This window comes from Dysgonomonas sp. GY75 (genome assembly GCF_015234155.1).
Lineage (GTDB): Bacteria > Bacteroidota > Bacteroidia > Bacteroidales > Dysgonomonadaceae > Dysgonomonas > Dysgonomonas gadei.
The window spans coordinates 364,981-383,487 of the sequence record NZ_JADCLQ010000036.1 but is presented as its reverse complement, the minus strand read 5'-3'; the positions used below and the strand labels follow the sequence as shown (position 1 = coordinate 383,487).

Genomic DNA, 18,507 nt, shown 5'->3' with positions numbered 1-18,507 from the left:
ATGATATGAAAAAGAGTATTGCTGTATTTATACTCTTCATACAATATGTGTTTATCAGCCCTCTATGGGGGCAGACCGATATGGTGTTCAGTGTATTTTGTTTTCCGTCAGATAAAATTCCACGGATAGACGGAAACACCGATGACTGGGATATTGTGCCCGATAGCTATACTATAGGCATGGAATCTATGACCGAGGACGAAGGGAAGCACCGCCGCCCCGATAAGGCGAATCTGGATATAAAAGTGAAAGTAGGATGGGTACAAGGGCTGAACAGATTATACTTCTTCTACGAAGCTTATGACGATTACTGGTCTTTTACGCGTGACGATCTTATGGTAGATATATTCGAAGTTGTAGTTGATGGTGACCGATCGGGTGGTCCTTTTATAGATAAGTTTTATCCGTTCAGGGATGTAAGTAAAGAAGATGCCTGGCAGTTGTTTCACGGGCGGCATGCTCAGAATTATCATATATACACCCCGGCCAAAAACGGTGATTGGTGTATGTATTGGGGGCCGCAGCAGTGGCTCAAAGAGAAACCATATTCCGATTATGCATACAACTATAATTTCAAAGAGGGCGAAAGCGGTAAGCTTATACTTGAGTTTTATATAAGTCCGTTCGATTATGCTTCACCCAAAGGAGCGGATCATTCAATCGCTTCCGAATTGTGGGAGAATAAACTGATCGGCCTTTGCTGGGCTGTTATTGATTATGATAATAGTCAGGGAAAAGAGAAAGACGGATTCTGGAATCTGTCGAGACATCATACAATGTACGGGAATGCTTCCGAATTGCGGACATTCCGTTTAATGCCGTTAGAATGAATGTTATGAAAAATATATATTTAATGTTGTTGGTTATCAGTTCTTTGAGCTTGAATGCATCCGTTTTTTATAATGTAAAAGATTACGGGGCAAAGGGCGATGGCACACAAATAGATTCGCCGGCTATAAACCGGGCTATTGAAGATGCCGCAAAGAACGGGGGAGGGACAATATTCTTTCCGGCAGGTACATACCTGAGCTATTCGGTTCGTCTGCAAAGCAATATAACGCTTTATCTGGATGCAGGGTCTGTATTATTGGCTGCTTATCCCGGAGAAGCATCAGGATATGATCTGGCAGAGGATAATGAACATAACCGCTTTCAGGATTTTGGCCATAGCCACTGGAAGAATAGCCTGATATGGGGGATAGAACTTGAGAATATAACGGTTTGCGGTCAGGGTATGATAGACGGTCGCGGACTTACCCGCGAAGAAAGCCGGCTGCCCGGAGTGGGGAATAAGGCGTTGAGCCTGAAACTATGCCGCAATGTAATCCTTAAAGAAGTGACGATGGTCAACTGCGGACATTTTGCACTATTGGCTACAGGTGTGGATAATATGACTATCCACAATGTAAAAGTAGATACAAACAGGGATGGCTTCGATATAGATTGCTGCCGCAATGTCCGTATATCGGATTGCTCAGTAAATTCACCATGGGACGATGCTATCGTACTGAAAAGCAGCTATGGTTTAGGATTCTTTCGGGATACGGAGAATATAACTATAACGAACTGCTATGTAAGCGGATACGACAAAGGCTCGGTAATAGACGGTACATTCCGCCGGAATGAGCCGCAAGCCCCTGATCAGGGTTATGTAACCGGACGTATAAAGCTGGGTACGGAGTCGAGTGGAGGATTCAGGAATATCAGCATATCTAATTGTGTATTCGAGCGTTGCCGTGGTCTTGCCCTCGAAACGGTGGACGGAGGCTTCTTGGAAGATATAGTTATCAACAATATTACAATGCGGGATATAGTAAATGCTCCTATCTTTCTTCGTCTGGGCTCGCGTATGAGAAGTCCGAAGGGTACTCCTATGGGGCGCATGTCGAGGATAACAATCAGTAATGTCAATGTCTATAATGCCGATTCGCGCTATGCTTCTATTATTAGCGGTGTGCCCGATTACCATATTGAAGATGTGACCCTGTCGGATATCCGCATATTATATAAGGGCGGCGGCACGGCAGAGGACGCAAAACTTACTCCTCCCGAAAATGAGAACTTATATCCGGAGCCGTGGATGTTCGGCTCCATACCCGCATCGGGATTCTTTATCCGCCATGCACGTAATATAGAACTCAATAATGTGCAGGTAGATTTTATGACTCCGGATTATCGTCCTTCTCTTTGGTTGAAGGATGTGGACGGTTGTCGTTTGATTAACTACCGGGCAAAAGTGGCAAAGGGCGTAGAGCCTTATGTATTGTCGGAAGTAAAGGGATTCAAAGTTGAATTGAGTGAGATTTCCGAGTTTTAAAAGTCATTGATTTTACTCTTGAATGTATGATCCAGAAAGTTAACCATATAGCTAACAGTTGTGTTGACCCATGGATGAAACAGCCAGAAAGGGTGTGGGGTATCTTCCAAGGTATGTACTTCGGTATAAATATTAAAGGTAGACAGCTTCTCTATAATCTCGTCCCGGCCGCCATGAAAGCGTGGAATGGAGCTGTTGATAAAGCATACAGGAGGAGATTGATCCGTTACATGGTGAATAGGAGAGGCCGTTTCCCATACCTCTTTATCTTCCTCATAAGTGCTTCCCAGCCATTTGACCGATGCGGGGATCTTGTTTTTAGACAGGGATATGCGAGATGCTTTCAGTTCATCACCCGAGAAGTCGGATATGCCGTCTATGTTGATGATAGCATGGACTTTACTTGAATATTGGTGATATTCAATCGAATTCTCATATGCGGTCTGCCCATTGGTTATTCCTGTAAGCATGGCCAGATGTCCTCCGGCCGAGCAACCCGAGATAGCTATCCTGCAAGTATCTATGCCGTATGTGTCTGCGTTTGCCCGTATCCACTTGATAGCTGTTTTCAGGTCAAATAGAGCCGCCGGATAGATCGCTTCGGGAGATAACCTGTATTCAACCGGGATGGTTACATAGCCTTTTGCTGCTATCTGTTGTGCCATAGGTATTTGGAGAGACAAGTCTCCTGAACTCCATCCGCCACCATGTACCATAAGTAGGGCAGGGTACTTGTTGTTACCTTTCGGGCGATATACGTTGAGATGTAGCTTCCTGCTTTCTGTGGGGTTGGAATATACCAGATGTTCTATTACCTGTACGGATTCTGGTAGACTGGGCAAGGCTTTTTTTATTTGAGGATATTGTTTAAGAGCCTTTGTATATGCACTATGCAGCGTGAACGATGTATCTCTGGGGATTCCATCTATCATAACCGTCTGCGCTTGCGTAATAGCAGATATACACAGAAAGAATATAAGTGTACAGTAAAATCTCATAACTACTTCATTTATATCAGGAGGGAGAGGCAATGAGTAGTAGTTGCCCCACCTCCCAATAAAACCTAAAAACAATCTAAACTGAAAGTATTACTCAGTAACCCTGAACCAATCTATATCCACCCTTCCGCCATCGTTTTTCTGGATAGGGCGGGTACAAAATGTACCTATTTTGGCTCCTATCCATTTTCCTTCTTTGGCTTTAAAGTCTTTGTCTAATCTGGCATATTTCTTATCATCGGCGCTATAGCTGAACGAGCAAGTTCCGTCCCGGGATAGTTTAACCCGAAGGAAGATGGTTCCGTCTTTCAAAGTCACCGATTCATTTGTAGATTCTGTATTACCTTTTTCAGCATTGATGCATTCATTCTGGGACAATAGAAACCCTTCTTTTGTATTTTCGAAAGAAAGCAGGGCATAGTCTATTCCCATCACTACGAGCCCTGTACGTTCACCATAGAAGCGCGCATCTGGCCTGAATGTAAGTTTCATCGTTGCTGTAAAAGAAGGAGCCGGAGTTTTCTGTAATAATAGGTTCGGCACATCCCAAAGGCTTTTGTAATCATCAGCTACCGGAACCGAATACAGGCTCAGACAGCCTTTTTCCTGATTGGTAAAGTACCACCACGACTGAGGATTGGCATGCCATTGCCATTGCAGACCCAATTCATTCGTATTGAATTCATCGCTTTCTACAGGAGTGACTATCGGATATGTCTTTCCTACATCTGGTTTTTTATATGTCAGTACCGGATTGCCACAACCGTCACCGTCTCTGTCTTCGCCAATTACCGGCCAGTCGTTTTTCCATACCATTGGCTGTAAGTGCATAATACGTCCCAAAGCGCCTACATCCTGAAAGTGCAGGAACCAGTCTTCTCCAGTCTGTGTATCTATCCATGCTCCCTGATGAGGGCCATTTATAGGAGAGTTTCCCTGTTCCATTACTATTTTCCGTTCATATGGCCCGAAGATTTCTTTCGAGCGCATGGTTACCTGCCATCCGGTGGCAACACCTCCCGCAGGGGCGAATATATAATAATAGCCATTCCTTTTATAGAACTTAGGGCCTTCTATTGTAGGGTCTATATCGTGTCCGTCGTATATTACTTTCGATTCGCCTACGGCTTTTTTACCATCGGAGGTCAGGCGTGTAACAGCCAGCAAACTTTTTATTCCTGCACGACTGCCTGCATAGCCATGAGCCAGATAAACATTGCCGTCATCATCGAAAAGCGGACAGGAATCTATAAGTCCTTTACCCTTTTTGACTAGGGTTAAAGACTCCCATTCTCCCGCAGGGTCTTTGGTTTTAGTCATGAATATCCCTAAATCGGGATCGCCGTAGTAAATGTAAAATTCACCTTTATGATAACGGATAGCCGGAGCCCATACGCTGCCACCGTGATTTACACCTTCTCCGAGCGAAGCATCTTTTGGCATCCTATTTATAGCATAGCCTATAATAGTCCAGTTTACCAAATCCTTTGAGTGCAGAACCGGTAGACCCGGTATACAGTTGAAGCTGGATGCAGTCATATAATAATCGTCCCCTACACGGCAGGCATCAGGGTCGGAGTAATCGGCATATAAAACCGGATTCTTGTAGTTGCCGTTTCCTAAGTCCGATACCCATACCTTAGACACATAGTCTTGCGCCAAGATACCGAGAGGTATAATACAAAACAAAAAGCCTATAATTGTTTTTTTTGTTATATCCATTACTTTAACTCTTTAACTAAATCCTCTATATTTTGTTCTTTAAGCCCTTCCACAAATAAGGTCGCTATTGCTATGGCCCCTTTTTCATTGAAGTGCGTATTGTCTGTGTTCCCTTTCGGGAAGTTTTTGTTTTCTCCCGGCTTCAGGTGCAGGAATAATGGCTTGGAGTCTTCATCTCCCAGCCCGGTGATCAATGCTTTACTCTTTTCATACATATCTATCATCGGTATCTTCTCTTTTTTGGCTACACTCCGTGCCAAATCAAGATATTCACCATGCGAGTCCTGGAATGCTCCATTCTTATCGAATCTTCGTCTTACTACCGAAGTACATATGATGGGCTTTGCTCCTTTGGCCTTGGCTTTCTCTACAAACATGGTAAAGTTTTTTTCATATTCTTCCGGAGTCGTATAACGGTCTTTTTTCTCTATAGCAGCATCATTATGTCCGAACTGTATAATTAGATAATCATCTTTACTAATGTTGTCTATTACTTGCTGCCAAAGACCTTCTGCAATAAAAGAACGTGAACTACGGCCATTCTTTGCATAATTCTTTATTTCAACGTTATCATTGAAAAAGGTTGGAAGAAGCTGTCCCCATCCCTTTTCAGGAAATGGTTCACATATGGAATCGCCCGATATACTGTCGGTAACTGTTTTAAATAAAGCCTTATCGGCCATAGTGGAATCACCGATCATAAAAATACGTTTTTGTGCAATCGCCGAAAGGCTTAACAGGCAAAGGGTAATTATCAGAAGTACAGATGTCTTATTCATGGTTATTTTAATTATGTCAATTCAAAAAAGGTAACAAAGGTAACACGGAAAACAATTAAGAATTAAGAATGAAAAATTAAGAACCAACGGTCAGCGGAGCTAAATTTTTTTCCTCGTAACTGCCCTAAGGGCGAAGTAACCTGTAACTGTTAAAAAGTAACAAAGGTAACAACCTTTTCAACGTTTTTCATTCTGTCACCTTTTGTCGTATAACACGCTTGTTATCCTTATATACAGATAAAGTTATATGGATAAAGTAACACTTATCCTTTAATTACTGATCCGTATTAGTTAATGGATTCCAGTTGTCGCAGCCATTCAGTACATTTTCAATAGTGTATTCTTTTGCTTCGTTGGAAGATAATATTTTAGCCCATTTTACACGGCTTGATGTATTTGCTCCCTCGCCTTTGTTGTTATATTCCATATAGCGGACCGTCTTTTCATTGTCGGCATTGCGCCAATTGTCCCATCCGGTCGTATTTATTTCTTTTGGGAGGGTACAGTTCATAAATAAAGTCATGGAATAAGCCCTCCAGGGACGGCCAAGATAGACAGCATTAACGCCGTTGGCCATCGTGATTGTACAATTGTTGAATATATATCCGTATCTGATATTTTCCGGTGTATTGGCTGCTGTAATATATGAGTTCCTTTTGCAATGAATAGTACACTTTTCGAACCAGGCAGTAGACGGGCCGAAAATAAAATCGGTAGTACCTTCAATGTAGCAATTCTCAAAATATTGCCTTGCTCCGTCTCTACCCGCGTAGAGCGTATCCTGATGACCGAGCAGGCGGCAATTGCGGAGTATGACACGGTCACCTTCGATATGCAGGGCAACGGCCTGCCCGAGTTCTGCGGAAGAGTTTTCTATCGTGAGGTTTTCTAATGTAATATCGTTCCCGCTCAGAAGGAAAGTATATGTCTTGAATGTACCCATTTTATTGATATTCGCATGATCATCATAGTTGATGATAGTTGTATTCCTATCTTCTCCGATCAAGCGTATATTAGTGATATGCGAAGGTATGATCAACTTCTCTTTATACACTCCGCTCTTTATGAATATGGTTATTGTCCCTCTGGGATCGGCTGTGCGGACAGAATTAATTGCTTCCTGTATGTTCCTGAAATCGCCGGTTCCGTTGCGGTCGACGGTCATTTCGGTCTTCTCCTGAGCATAAAAGACGGTGGAAAATAATAATAAACAGGTTAAAATTATATTTTTCATTCTTATTCTTTATTTTATTAAAAGGCTATTCAGGTAAACTTCCAGATAGGTATAGCCTTCTTTGTCTATATCATTTGCCAATTTGCCCGGATAATGTTTTTCCAGCCATCCGTCCGGAATACCATCTATATTTGAATCGACGGGCACGGTTGCAGGGGCATAGGTATATATTTCCCATCCGCCCACATCATTTTGCGAATCAATCAGGCCCGGCTTGGTTCCAAGTCTACCCGAGGCTCTGACAGGAGTTAGTCTTCTGGCAGTCTCGTTTACTACTCTTGTATCTGTTTTATCCCGTTTATAACTGGCTCCGGCATTTGCCAATACTTTTTTATAAGCATCCTTTGCATCATCCGTTGATATATATGGTACATCGAATGGTTTGTCAACCACGATATCCTTAATGTCCTTAGATGAAGGGTTAGGTTGTAAACCTATCAGATTATTTTTGTTTACTTTTTTATTTCCGGGGAAATAATTTCCATCCAAGAAGAATTTACCCCATATTCCTTTGACCTGTTTGTTTGTTCCGTCATCGGCATTCGGTGAAAATATCCTGTCGGGGTTTGAGGAAGTGGGAGAAGGTTTGTAGTAGTTGTTGACAAAATTATACCTGCCGCCTTCTCCTGCATATCCGCTGTTACTTCCCCAGTTATATATTACATTGTTCCTGAAATCTACGAGTTCCAACTCTGACTGGTTGCTGTAGCGGCTTCCGCACATGCGCGGATTTCGGCTGTCGTGATGAGCCAGAAGATTGTGATGGAATGAAGCTTTTTTTCCTCCCCATATTGCTCCATAGCCATGATTTCCTTTCTGATGAACAGACCCCCGCAGGCTTTCGGAAATGATACACCATTGCATGGTGAAATTCTCATTATCATAAAAGGAAGAGCATTCATCCGTACTCCAGCTCATAGAACAGTGGTCTATGATAATATCCTTGTTGCGGAAACCATATAGCGCATCATCCTGTACTTTTTGTAAATCTCCAAGCCGGAAACGCATATAGCGTATTATAATATTATTGCCTTCTACTCTTACCGGGTAATCTGCGATGCAGATACCGTCACCGGGCGCACTCTGCCCGGCAATAGTGGTGCTGTCGGATATTTGCAGTTTCGATTTCAGATGAATAATACCTGCGACTTTAAAAAGAATTGTTTTTGCCCCCGGCCTTTTCAGGCACCAGCGAAGTGTACCTTCCTGCGTTTTTTTATTACCCGTTATTGTATCTTCGAGGGAGTTAACGTAATATACTTTTCCACCCCTGCCTCCTGATGTATACATACCTCCACCTTCTGCACCGGGGAATGCGGGAGTTTGAGAAATTAATGATATGGTGCATAATATTCCGGTTAGATACAGTAATAATATTTTCATTTGAAGTTTATTTATTGAGTAAGATACTAAGCATAATAAATGGCCCTACTGCTTTAGGGTCGTTATCCCTTACGGGCTCATTTATATAGTATTCGTAACTTCCGTCGCGATAGCTTTTATCTCCGCCAAGTCCGGCAACGCTACAACCGTCAATGAGTGATATAGTACCGTCTCCGTTATCTTTTATAAATCTTTTTACAAACTGGTCATAAGCTATTCCTCCTTTTTCGAGATAACTTTTATCCAGATATCCTTTCTGAGCACCTTTCACCCATGTATAGATAAACATAGCCGATGCACTCGATTCTATATAGTTACCTTTGCGCCCCATCTGGTCGGTTACCTGATACCACATTCCGGTTTTTTCATCCCTGTATTTTTCGATAGCGGACGACAGATTTTGCAGTAATTTGATTATATCCCCACGTTTTTCGTGGTTTTCAGGTAGGTAATCAAGTATATCCACCATTGCCATCATATACCAACCTATACTTCTCGACCAGAAATTAGGAGACAGTCCTGTTTTTTTGTCAGCCCATCGTTGCTCCTTGCTTTCGTCCCAGCCATGATAGTAAAGGCCTGTTTTGGCATCATACATGTATTTATGTACATCCAGTATTTGAATAACAACATCATCAAATAACTCGGGTTCATTGAACGTCTTAGCATATTCTGCAAGAAAAGGTCCTGCCATGTATAGCCCATCCAGCCATACCTGATGGGGGTATATCTTCTTATGCCAGAAACTACCGTCGGCAGTACGCGGATGTGTCCGCATCTGGTCGCGCATCAGGTCGAGAGCTTTTTTGAAACGCTCCTGTTTGGTAAGCGCATACATAGGAAAGAGAAATTTACCGGAGTTTACACGGTCTATATTGTATTCCAGAGGTTTGTAGGTTTTTATCTGTCCGTCAGGTTCTACCATGAGGTCGGCAAAACTATATACATAGTCGTAATATGTTTGATCGAAAGTCTTTTGCCATGTTTGAAATATGGCTTGCAACTCAAGTCCGTGGCAATAGTTCCATTTGGGAGCTTTGGAAAAATCGAGCATCCACGATTCGGGGTTTCGCTTGATTTCCGAATCGGTCAGGCGGACATAATATTTTGTCTGGGCTTCCATTGATATGATGGAAGCTATAGACAATAAAGAAATAAGTAGTTTAGCCTTCATACCGTCCTTTTATTTTGTTTCGTTGATAAGAGTTTTATCTATCGTTTTTGGTAAATGTATATCTTTATTGCTTCCGCTGATATTTACTACCTCTTTCAATGTCGACGGATATTCAAATCCGGATATATATACATCTTCTACATTTTTTAGAATCAATGCAGCTCCTTCTTTCGGATTGATCCTTACATTTTTGAAATGAATACCTTTCGATTCTACAAGCTCTGCACCGATTATTGAAGTGATAGTAACATCTTCAACGTTTATATTTTCAATCTTCATTTCCGGCAAGCCGTTAAAAAACATAGCCCGGCGCGCATTTCGCGACACAAGGTTTTTTACATAAATATTTTTGAATGCAGGAGTTGTTTCGTCCACTGCCAGGATAGTAGATGTTACAGGTATGGTATCGCCATCTTCAAGCGATTCTACCGCCGATTTACCGCCATAATAAAGGTCGAAAAGGAACGACTCGGTTGCAATGTCAAACATATTTATGTCTCTAATATAAATATTTTCCACCACACCGCCACGGCCACGGCAACTTTTAAATCTCAGGCCTACGTCTGTACCCAGAAACTGGCAGTTGGATACCAATATATTCCTGACACTACCCGACATCTCACTACCTACAACAAATCCTCCATGTCCCTGAAAAACTTTACAATTATCTATCAATACGTTTTCAGTAGGACGATTGCGTCGGCGACCGTCTTCATCTTTGCCCGATTTGATGCAGATAGCATCGTCACCAACATCGAAGATACTGTTTACTATAATGGAATTCTTACATGATTCCATATCCAGGCCATCTCCATTTTGCGCATATCCCGGGTTGCGTACCATTACATTGTCTAAGATCACATTCTCGCACATTAGAGGGTGTATGTTCCAACTTGGTGAATTTTCGAACAGAACACCTTCCAGTAATACATTTTTGCACTCGATGAAGCTCACCATTACCGGACGAAGAAAGTCTTTGATCTCCATCCATTCGGCTTCGGTCAGATCATGACGGGGGACGTTCATATCACTTATTTCAAGTCCTTTCAGAGAGCCTTTTGATGGGAACCAGTAATTACCATCTTTGACTACACCTCCGGAGTTAATTACTTTTTTCCAATGGATTTCTGTCACTTTACTTTTTTTCAGAGGTCGCCATGCTTCACCCGAACCATTAATGGATCCTTCTCCGGTTATAGCTATATTTTCAAGGTTACGTCCTGATATAGGTGATTGGCAACGGCGTGTGTCAAGTCCTTCAAATACAGTGTTGACAAGCGGATACAGGTTGAAATCGGCGGAAAATAATATTAAAGCGCCTTTTTCTAAATGCAGATTTATATTTGATTTGAAAACAATGGGACCTGTATACCATACTCCGGAAGGTACGAAAAGAGTTCCGCCTCCTTTATTAGACAGGGCGTCCATTGCTTTTGCAAACGCGTCTGTATTCAGGGTAATCCCATCGGGTATTCCGCCAAAATCGGTAATTGATACTTTATTGTCAGGGAATACCGGACGTTGAATGGCCGGCATTTCGAATGGCAGGTTTTTATAAAGATGGTTATATCTGTTTTCAGCCTTTGCCGTGCTTACAGAAAGCAAAATACATAGAAGGACAAAAGACATTTTCGTCAAAAAATTCATATCATTACTTTTTTTAGATAAAGGAGGATATTACATCCTCCTCTATGTTAATATATTAATTCTTTATTAACGCCATCTGGGATCTCCGACATTATTGTTGAACGAGCCGTCTTTAATTGAGAAATCGCCATTCTCAGGATCTGTAAATAAGTCGGCTGCAGTACCGCTATATGTAGAATAAGTAACGGCGTCATTAGTTTGAGCCCAATTACTTGTCGCATATGTAGAGTTTATGGATGGAGCAGATGCGGAACGGATACCTAAGGTTGTCGCATCACCAGTCATACCTAATATAGTATTGCTGATACTGAAGGCCGTAGCTCCATAACCAGTGTTAAAATCAATAAAACGCTGGCTGGCTCCTGCTACTTTATACAAGGTGCAATTGCTTATAGTCAGGCTCTCCATATTAGTCTTGTTACTGTAAATAAATCCTTTCCCTGATGCACATACTTTATCGAAAGTAGAATTGCTTATAGTCAGATTCTTTAATACGCCACTTCCTGAATTAGCATCGATATGAATAAAGAAGTAACCGCTACCGATATTACGGAAGATACAATTGTTAAGAATGAGTGAGTTGACAACTTTTATCGGCGTACTCTGCATACGGAAAAAACTTGTCGCTATATTCTGAATAAGACAGTCATCAAACTCAATCTTATTTACCTGTCCGGCACTACTCTGATTCATTATATAGCCTTTATTCAGGCAATCAAGATTTAAATTCTGGAATGTGATGAAATCATGACTTCCGGCATAATCTACAGTTCCCTGAATTCTTAGTGCCGTTTTATTACTCCCGGGAATACCGAAGAAGTTGATTGACATTCCATCCGGTATTGTTATTTTTTCAGCTACGGTGTAGGTTGCGTCTGCAGCTAGTGCCAGAGTTATCGATTTACCCGGGTACTGTGTTGCCAGACCATCCAGATATGTCTGGTCGATGATATCGTCAGTGGCCAGATATAGTATAATGTCGGCGTTAGGTGCTTCCGGGAAAGTAATAAAAAGAGCATAGCCTCTTCTGATAATGTTATTATACAGATTGGCCTGATAAGAAGTATTCGGTTCAAGACCGGTCAAAGTAGTTTCTCCGGCGGCGATTTCGTCAGCAGTCAAAGTTTTTTCCTGAACTACCAGATTGTTTTTCAGCAATTCTATTTTAGTAACGGCTGCTCCGGCAGTCCATGATAGCCTTATACTGCTCGATGTCTTGTCACTGTTTGATACAGAGTTCATTATCTGCTCCGATTTAGTCTTAAACGAAAATTTCTCAGGATAAGCCCATTTTGATTCGGTTTTTACCGAAGACATGGCTTTAATACGGATAAAGTACTTACTGTCACTATCCAGGTCTGTCAATACATAAGGAGATTGAGTGATCGTTTTGTCTTCGCCGAAAACAACGCTATTAGTGTTATTCATGGGTACCTCGTTATATAAAGTATCCTTGCTGACTTCTATTATATAATATTCGGTGCCCGGAGTTTTCGTCCACTTGAATTCTGCTGTTGTAGCTTCGGGAGAAATGCTCAGTGATGAAGAAGTGACGCTGAACAAACGATTGTATGAGTTGTCTACATCCCAGTCATTTCCATCTGTACAAGACACAGTGGCAAATATGGTCAGAAGCGTGAATGCTCCCCGACCGATTATATATTTTATTTTTTTCATCTTGCTCATTTTATTTTTTTGTACACTATTAATTGCTGTATCCATATGAATTTTGCAATTTTCCGTTAGATGCCGAAATCGTTGTCGAAGCCAACGGCAATAAGTAACGGTTCCTTACCGTTGAATTCAATCCGGATGAAATAGACGGCAGATTGGTTTTTAACTGCGTTTGGGTAGCAGCAGTCCTTTCGGCTCCGAAGAATGATGCATTAGCATCATAGTTACTTGTGTTGGCCGGCGTTTCATACCATGTTACACTGGACATGTCGATGACTGTTTTTGATGCATCGGTATAGTTGAAATAAATTTTTTCAGGATATTTATTTGCCAACTGCTCTTCGTAATCAGTTTTGAATTTATCAATCTTTTTGCTTAACAGATTCCAGCGGATCAAATCAAATTTGCGGAAACCTTCACCAGCCAGCTCCCAGGCATTTTCATCAACTATTGCATTGAAGAAAGAATCTTTGTCAGCAGGGATTTTTGCAACATATTCTTCCGCGACACTTTTATGTGTATCATCAAACGCACGGGAATGCACTTCGCTTAATGCCTGACGGGCTGTCAACCCGGCCGAATTGGTATAACCTCCATCGGGGCCGGCCAGCTCGTTCATTACTTCCGCATACATCAGCAATACTTGCGGATAACGCATCCTTACTACATTGATACCACTCATCCATTTTGCATTGCCCGTCGCGATTGCCACATTACGCCATGCTTCGCTCATTTTGCGGATATCCCACTTCCCGACGTAAATACCAAACGGAGTATTTCCTATCGTAGATTCTTCCAAAACTCCGTTGGTTTCTTTCAATTGTACATGGGCACATGTAATATCACGGCGCAGGTCGTTTTTGTCAAATGACCAGAAGAAAGGAGCGGTAACTTTTTGTTTTCCGGAAGAGTTGCCTTTTTCTCCGTATTGAGCACTGGCTCCATTGATACGCACCCCTATCGTATAGCCAAGTTCACTGCTTACACCTAATCCCATTGGAATTTCGAATATATTCTCACGATAAGTCTGGTCCAGTCGGCTCTGGTTGAGTAAGTACCATTGGTCTTCGACCGAAGGGTTCAATTTATGGGTATTATTGGTAATAACAGCAGATAAATGAGTCAAAGCCAACTCATACATGGATTTACGGGTAGCATCGTCGCAGCGCTGAGTGGGGTAGGTCCCATCGCTATTTTCAGTGGCGGTGATATAACCACTTTTCGATTTCTCACGGATAGCCCACCCGCCACGGGTCAGGGCGATATTAGCTAATAATGTATGCGCATAACCTTTGGTTACACGTTCGGTAGTGTAAGAAGAAACCTCTCCGGCCCAGGGGAGAAGCCCGATGGCTTCCTCCAAATCTGTAATTAACCGATCCATAATCTCATCCCGGTCTGTTTTTTCGAGATAGGCATTACTTAAATCGGATTTCGAAGATTCAAGTTTCAACGGTACGTCTCCAAAGAAACGAATCAGGTCAAAATATAGCATAGCACGAATGGTTAATGCTTCACCTTTGAAACGAAGCATTGTGGTGCCATCACTGCCTCCCGATTGGGCCAGGGTGCTGCTATTGATGCCTTCAACAGTAAGGTTGGCATTTTCGATCATACCATACATAGCGTCCCATAGTTTGGCAATATTCCCCCAACCCGGGCTGGCATTGTAATTCATATTACCACGTTCATTGGCAGTATTGGTGGCATCCCCGCCCAATCCGTCTATCAGTTCACAATCGGTGTTTGTTCCCCATACGATAGGGATATATTGTGAGTAAGTTTGGTCCAGGGTCATCTCTCCATAGAGTTTGTTTATTGTTAACCCGGTGTAATATGTCGATTCAAAAACAAGGTCTTTTGTTAGTTCTGACGGTGAACTCTGGTCTAAAAAATCGGAGCAGGCAGATAAGCCGAGTATACCGGCAGACAATGCTATTGTTTTAATTATATTTTTCATAATCGTTTTTCTTCTTTAGAAATTAGAATGATACATTTATACCGGCTACAAAAGAACGGCTTTTCGGATATGATGCATAGTCAACACCCGGAGTCATCGGGTTTCTCTTGCTACTTGTGTCCACTTCAGGGTCAGATCCTGAATAATCTGTGATACACAGCAGATTGTAGCCTGTTAAGTAGATTCTTACATCTTGTATAAAGGCTTTTCTTACCCACGTCTTAGGAAAGTTATAGCCTATAGTCACATTGTTTATACGCAGGAATGAGGCATTCTCTACGGCATAATCTATCAATTGCATATTGCTGACAGCAGCCGGGTTGTATATATTGGCTCCTGCATTTATTTCATTCAGGCGTGCAGCTACAGCATCGGCACTTCCATAATAAGATATCGTAGAATTGCTTATTTTACCAAGATTCATTCCCGTTGCGGGGTCAATCCATGTATAACGGTTGCTTATCGCAAAATCGTTATTAAGGTTATAACCTTTTGCAGATCCTGTGTTGAAAGCCAATGCCAGTTTATTCCCGTTTATGATTTTGTTTCCAATGGAATAGTTACAGAATACATTGAAATCAAAATTACCTATATTACCATTGAACCCAAAACCACCTGTAACAGGAGCTATAGTGTTGCCTAATCTCTGTTTGAGAGGTTCTCCGTTTTCGTCACATTCGACTTTTAATGCGCCCGGATAGTAGTTACCTCCGGTAATGGTTTTACTGTTGTCAACAATACCATCTCTCAATACCCAGTTTGTACCATTCAATACCAATTCGCCGTTGGGATTAGTATTCGGGTCGTATGCCGTAAAGTATCCATTGGTCTTATAACCCCAGATTTCACCGAGGCGTCCGCCTTCTTCCACACGGAAATCTTCGTATTTGTAAAGAGTACTACCTGCCCAGCTACTGCTTTGCCACGAACTTTCTATAGGTAGCTTGTCAATTTTACTCCTGTTGTAAGATATGTTGAAGTTAAAGTTCAGATTAAAATTCTTTTGATCTACTAATATGGTATTCATTGCTAGTTCGACGCCCTTGTTCGATGTCTGTCCAAAATTCTGGAATTGATTGTCATAGCCTGTATTTGACGGGATTACTGTTTGCATTAGCAAATCCCTGGTTGTATTCCAATATAAGTCTAAAGTACCGGAAATACGATTGTTCAGGAAGCCATAATCGATACCGAAGTTACGGGTAACAGTTGTTTCCCATTTCAGGTCGGGATTGTATAAAGTTTTACCTACCTCCAGCATACTGGTGCGGTTATCATTAAAGAAAGGAGCTTTTGATGTATTACTGGCCATAGAATAAGTGGTATTTGTCAAACCAGACTTAATACGGTTATTACCTGCAGTACCAAAGCTCAGACGGAATTTCATATTTGATAGCCAACTATTGGTACTACTCATGAATTCTTCGTCAGACATTCGCCAAGCCAATGCTGCAGAAGGGAAAACACCCCATTGGTTACCTTGGGCAAACTTACTGGAGCCATCGGCCCGCATTGTCGCGGTGAATAAATATCTACCCAGCATTGTATAATTTACACGGCCAAAGAAAGATAGCATATTCTCTTTTGCTCCTATTGTCGTAATTGTAGGTAGTGGAGATCCCGCCGACATGTTAGCCTTCACTTCGGCAATAGTCATAGAAGCAGGAAATTCCACAGATGTGTTTTCAACTGATTTTGCCTGGCTGCTGGAGACTTCATGCCCTAATAATATATTCAGGTGGTCGCGTCCGTCAAACATTTTCTTATTATCGTAAGTCACAGTATTTGCATTCCGCCAGTTCTTGGTTGTAGTTCTTAACAATATTGCCTGAGGTTGCCCGTCATATTTCAGTTTTGAGTTCTGAACAGCATCGGCAGACCAGATTTGGTCTGTATCGTCATATTTCCAGCCATAACCAAATTCGGAACGGAAAGTAAGTTCCTTTGTCGGTTTCCAATTCAACCCTGCGTTATAATTCTGATTGAATGTGTTGCGTCTTTTGTATGTAGCCAGTAAACGTTCCAATGGATTTTTCTGGGATGAAGTATTGTTTTCTTCATCGTCCGTATTACTGGATATTGGATTAACAGGACGGAAACGGGCCGAATTGGCAACGATAGAATTAGCTGCATTCGATTCATTTGTATCAGCACCTCCACTCAAGCCATCTACAGATGTATAACTCAAGCGTCCATTGAAGTCCAGGCTCAACCATTGGTTCAGGTTAGTATTGATTTTTGCATTAATATTATCCTTCTTGAAGCCGGAGCCCAACATGATGCTTTTTTCTTCGTTATGGGCATAACTTACGCTGTACTTTATATCTTTGGTCCCACCGCTTACATTTACATTATATTGTGTCTGGTTGCCGGTGCGTCCGAAAATTTCGTCCTGAAAATCATTTCCTTCTATAGATTTCCAGATATCCAGATCCTGAAAATCTCCATAGTCGGTATTGCCTAATTCGTACTGGTAGTAAGCAAAGTCATACGGACTCATCACTTTAGTCATTTTAGCGACTTTTCTTATGCCGAAATATGCTCCGAAGTCGACTCTGGTTTTTCCTTCATGGCCACTTTTAGTTGTAATGATGATTACACCATTTGCGCCACGCGCACCGTATATGGCTGTAGAAGAGGCATCTTTCAATACGTCGATGCTCTGTATTTCAGTGGGTGCAATATCGCTGATACTTGAAACCTGAAATCCGTCTACAATATATAGTGGAGAATTGTCCTGAGACAGTGAGCCTCCACCCCGCACCCGGATTTTTATATCTGCGTCGGGAGAACCTTCAGTGGTAGTGATGTTTACTCCCGCCAGTCTGCCGGTCATAGCCTCAACAGCACTGGATACAGGGATAGAGCCGATATCTTTAGACCCAATGGAAGCTACGGAGCCTGTCAGGTCTTTTTTTGCAACCGTTCCGTAACCGATTACTACCACCTCATCCAGTTCGGAACTAAGGTCTTCCATAACAAAGTCGATTATATTTCCGGAGATCGGCTTTTCATTTGGTTTCATACCAATATATGATGCCGAAAGGGTTTTGTCAGCATTGTTGACAGAAAGAGTGTACTTGCCATCGATATCAGTCATTGTACCTTTGGTTGTACCTTTGATTGAAACGGTAACACCCACCAGAGGTTCACCCTGAGTATCGGTGACAGTACCTTTTATCTCCCGTTGCTGGGCGTATACGTTTTGTCCGCATACCAGAAACATTGAGATACAAATAAGAGACAAAATTCTTTTGATTGTCTTTCGCATGGTTGTTTAGATTTATGATTTGTATTTCTTTTAATAAATTTATCCTAAAGGACGAGGTTCGTTTTGCCAGTTTAGACTTTTCTTTTTAAATTTAGTTATACTTTTCTTATGGAAATAGATAGTTTATATGTTTTTAGCCATTAATAAATGTTTTGGATTTTGTTTAAAAAATGTTATTAGATTTCGAATGCAATGTATGTATCATTTTTGGTACAGAGGGGTGTTAAAATATTTTTTTAAGGGGGATGAATTGACTAGACCCCGTATCATACAGCATTTTATTTAAGCCTGATTATATATACACAATACAGGATATATCTCGGGTAGATTCGAATTTATTCGAATCCC

General features: G+C 41.7%; 12 protein-coding genes. 2 read left to right on the top strand and 10 right to left on the bottom strand.

Annotated elements, in window-relative coordinates:
- Positions 1–5: 5 nt before the first annotated feature.
- Positions 6–830, top strand: a complete 825-nt coding sequence (locus IR083_RS14000) for a hypothetical protein (protein ID WP_194224778.1) — start codon at positions 6–8, stop codon at positions 828–830.
- A 5-nt stretch (positions 831–835) separates the two neighbouring features.
- On the top strand, positions 836–2,317 hold the full coding sequence (locus IR083_RS13995; protein WP_194224777.1) for a glycoside hydrolase family 28 protein: 1,482 nt from the start codon (positions 836–838) through the stop codon (positions 2,315–2,317).
- Here the strand turns inward: IR083_RS13995 and IR083_RS13990 are convergent.
- The 10 genes from IR083_RS13990 to IR083_RS13945 all read right to left on the bottom strand — a co-directional run bounded on the left by IR083_RS13990 (position 2,314) and on the right by IR083_RS13945 (position 18,159).
- On the bottom strand, positions 2,314–3,315 hold the full coding sequence (locus IR083_RS13990) for an alpha/beta hydrolase (protein ID WP_194224776.1): 1,002 nt from the start codon (positions 3,313–3,315) through the stop codon (positions 2,314–2,316). The genes IR083_RS13995 and IR083_RS13990 overlap by 4 nt on opposite strands.
- A gap of 90 nt (positions 3,316–3,405) precedes the next feature.
- Positions 3,406–5,037: a glycoside hydrolase 43 family protein gene (locus IR083_RS13985; RefSeq protein WP_242052420.1), complete on the bottom strand. Its 1,632-nt coding sequence runs from the start codon at positions 5,035–5,037 to the stop codon at positions 3,406–3,408.
- Positions 5,037–5,816: a rhamnogalacturonan acetylesterase gene (locus IR083_RS13980; RefSeq protein WP_194224775.1), complete on the bottom strand. Its 780-nt coding sequence runs from the start codon at positions 5,814–5,816 to the stop codon at positions 5,037–5,039. The genes IR083_RS13985 and IR083_RS13980 overlap by 1 nt, the downstream gene beginning before the upstream one ends.
- 274 nt (positions 5,817–6,090) lie before the next feature.
- On the bottom strand, positions 6,091–7,050 hold the full coding sequence (locus IR083_RS13975; RefSeq protein ID WP_194224774.1) for a pectinesterase family protein: 960 nt from the start codon (positions 7,048–7,050) through the stop codon (positions 6,091–6,093).
- Between the two features lie 9 nt (positions 7,051–7,059).
- Positions 7,060–8,433 carry a polysaccharide lyase family 1 protein gene (locus tag IR083_RS13970; protein ID WP_194224773.1) on the bottom strand — a complete coding sequence of 458 codons (1,374 nt, stop codon included), beginning with the start codon at positions 8,431–8,433 and terminating at the stop codon, positions 7,060–7,062.
- Between the two features lie 7 nt (positions 8,434–8,440).
- Positions 8,441–9,607: a glycoside hydrolase family 105 protein gene (locus tag IR083_RS13965; RefSeq protein WP_194224772.1), complete on the bottom strand. Its 1,167-nt coding sequence runs from the start codon at positions 9,605–9,607 to the stop codon at positions 8,441–8,443.
- A 9-nt stretch (positions 9,608–9,616) separates the two neighbouring features.
- Positions 9,617–11,254, bottom strand: a complete 1,638-nt coding sequence (locus IR083_RS13960) for a glycoside hydrolase family 28 protein (RefSeq protein ID WP_194224771.1) — start codon at positions 11,252–11,254, stop codon at positions 9,617–9,619.
- Positions 11,255–11,320: 66 nt separating this feature from the next.
- Positions 11,321–12,931, bottom strand: coding sequence for a DUF5123 domain-containing protein (locus tag IR083_RS13955; RefSeq protein ID WP_044216095.1), 1,611 nt, complete (start codon positions 12,929–12,931; stop codon positions 11,321–11,323).
- A 28-nt stretch (positions 12,932–12,959) separates the two neighbouring features.
- Positions 12,960–14,888: a RagB/SusD family nutrient uptake outer membrane protein gene (locus IR083_RS13950; protein WP_006799860.1), complete on the bottom strand. Its 1,929-nt coding sequence runs from the start codon at positions 14,886–14,888 to the stop codon at positions 12,960–12,962.
- Between the two features lie 22 nt (positions 14,889–14,910).
- Positions 14,911–18,159 carry a SusC/RagA family TonB-linked outer membrane protein gene (locus IR083_RS13945; protein WP_006799859.1) on the bottom strand — a complete coding sequence of 1,083 codons (3,249 nt, stop codon included), beginning with the start codon at positions 18,157–18,159 and terminating at the stop codon, positions 14,911–14,913.
- Positions 18,160–18,507 lie beyond the last annotated feature (348 nt).

Coding starts and splice junctions, on each gene's coding strand:
- IR083_RS14000 (WP_194224778.1), top strand. CDS start 6: ATGAAAAAGAGTATTGCTGTATTTATACTCTTCATACAATATGTGTTT.
- IR083_RS13995 (WP_194224777.1), top strand. CDS start 836: ATGAAAAATATATATTTAATGTTGTTGGTTATCAGTTCTTTGAGCTTG.
- IR083_RS13990 (WP_194224776.1), bottom strand. CDS start 3,315: ATGAGATTTTACTGTACACTTATATTCTTTCTGTGTATATCTGCTATT.
- IR083_RS13985 (WP_242052420.1), bottom strand. CDS start 5,037: ATGGATATAACAAAAAAAACAATTATAGGCTTTTTGTTTTGTATTATA.
- IR083_RS13980 (WP_194224775.1), bottom strand. CDS start 5,816: ATGAATAAGACATCTGTACTTCTGATAATTACCCTTTGCCTGTTAAGC.
- IR083_RS13975 (WP_194224774.1), bottom strand. CDS start 7,050: ATGAAAAATATAATTTTAACCTGTTTATTATTATTTTCCACCGTCTTT.
- IR083_RS13970 (WP_194224773.1), bottom strand. CDS start 8,433: ATGAAAATATTATTACTGTATCTAACCGGAATATTATGCACCATATCA.
- IR083_RS13965 (WP_194224772.1), bottom strand. CDS start 9,607: ATGAAGGCTAAACTACTTATTTCTTTATTGTCTATAGCTTCCATCATA.
- IR083_RS13960 (WP_194224771.1), bottom strand. CDS start 11,254: ATGAATTTTTTGACGAAAATGTCTTTTGTCCTTCTATGTATTTTGCTT.
- IR083_RS13955 (WP_044216095.1), bottom strand. CDS start 12,931: ATGAAAAAAATAAAATATATAATCGGTCGGGGAGCATTCACGCTTCTG.
- IR083_RS13950 (WP_006799860.1), bottom strand. CDS start 14,888: ATGAAAAATATAATTAAAACAATAGCATTGTCTGCCGGTATACTCGGC.
- IR083_RS13945 (WP_006799859.1), bottom strand. CDS start 18,159: ATGCGAAAGACAATCAAAAGAATTTTGTCTCTTATTTGTATCTCAATG.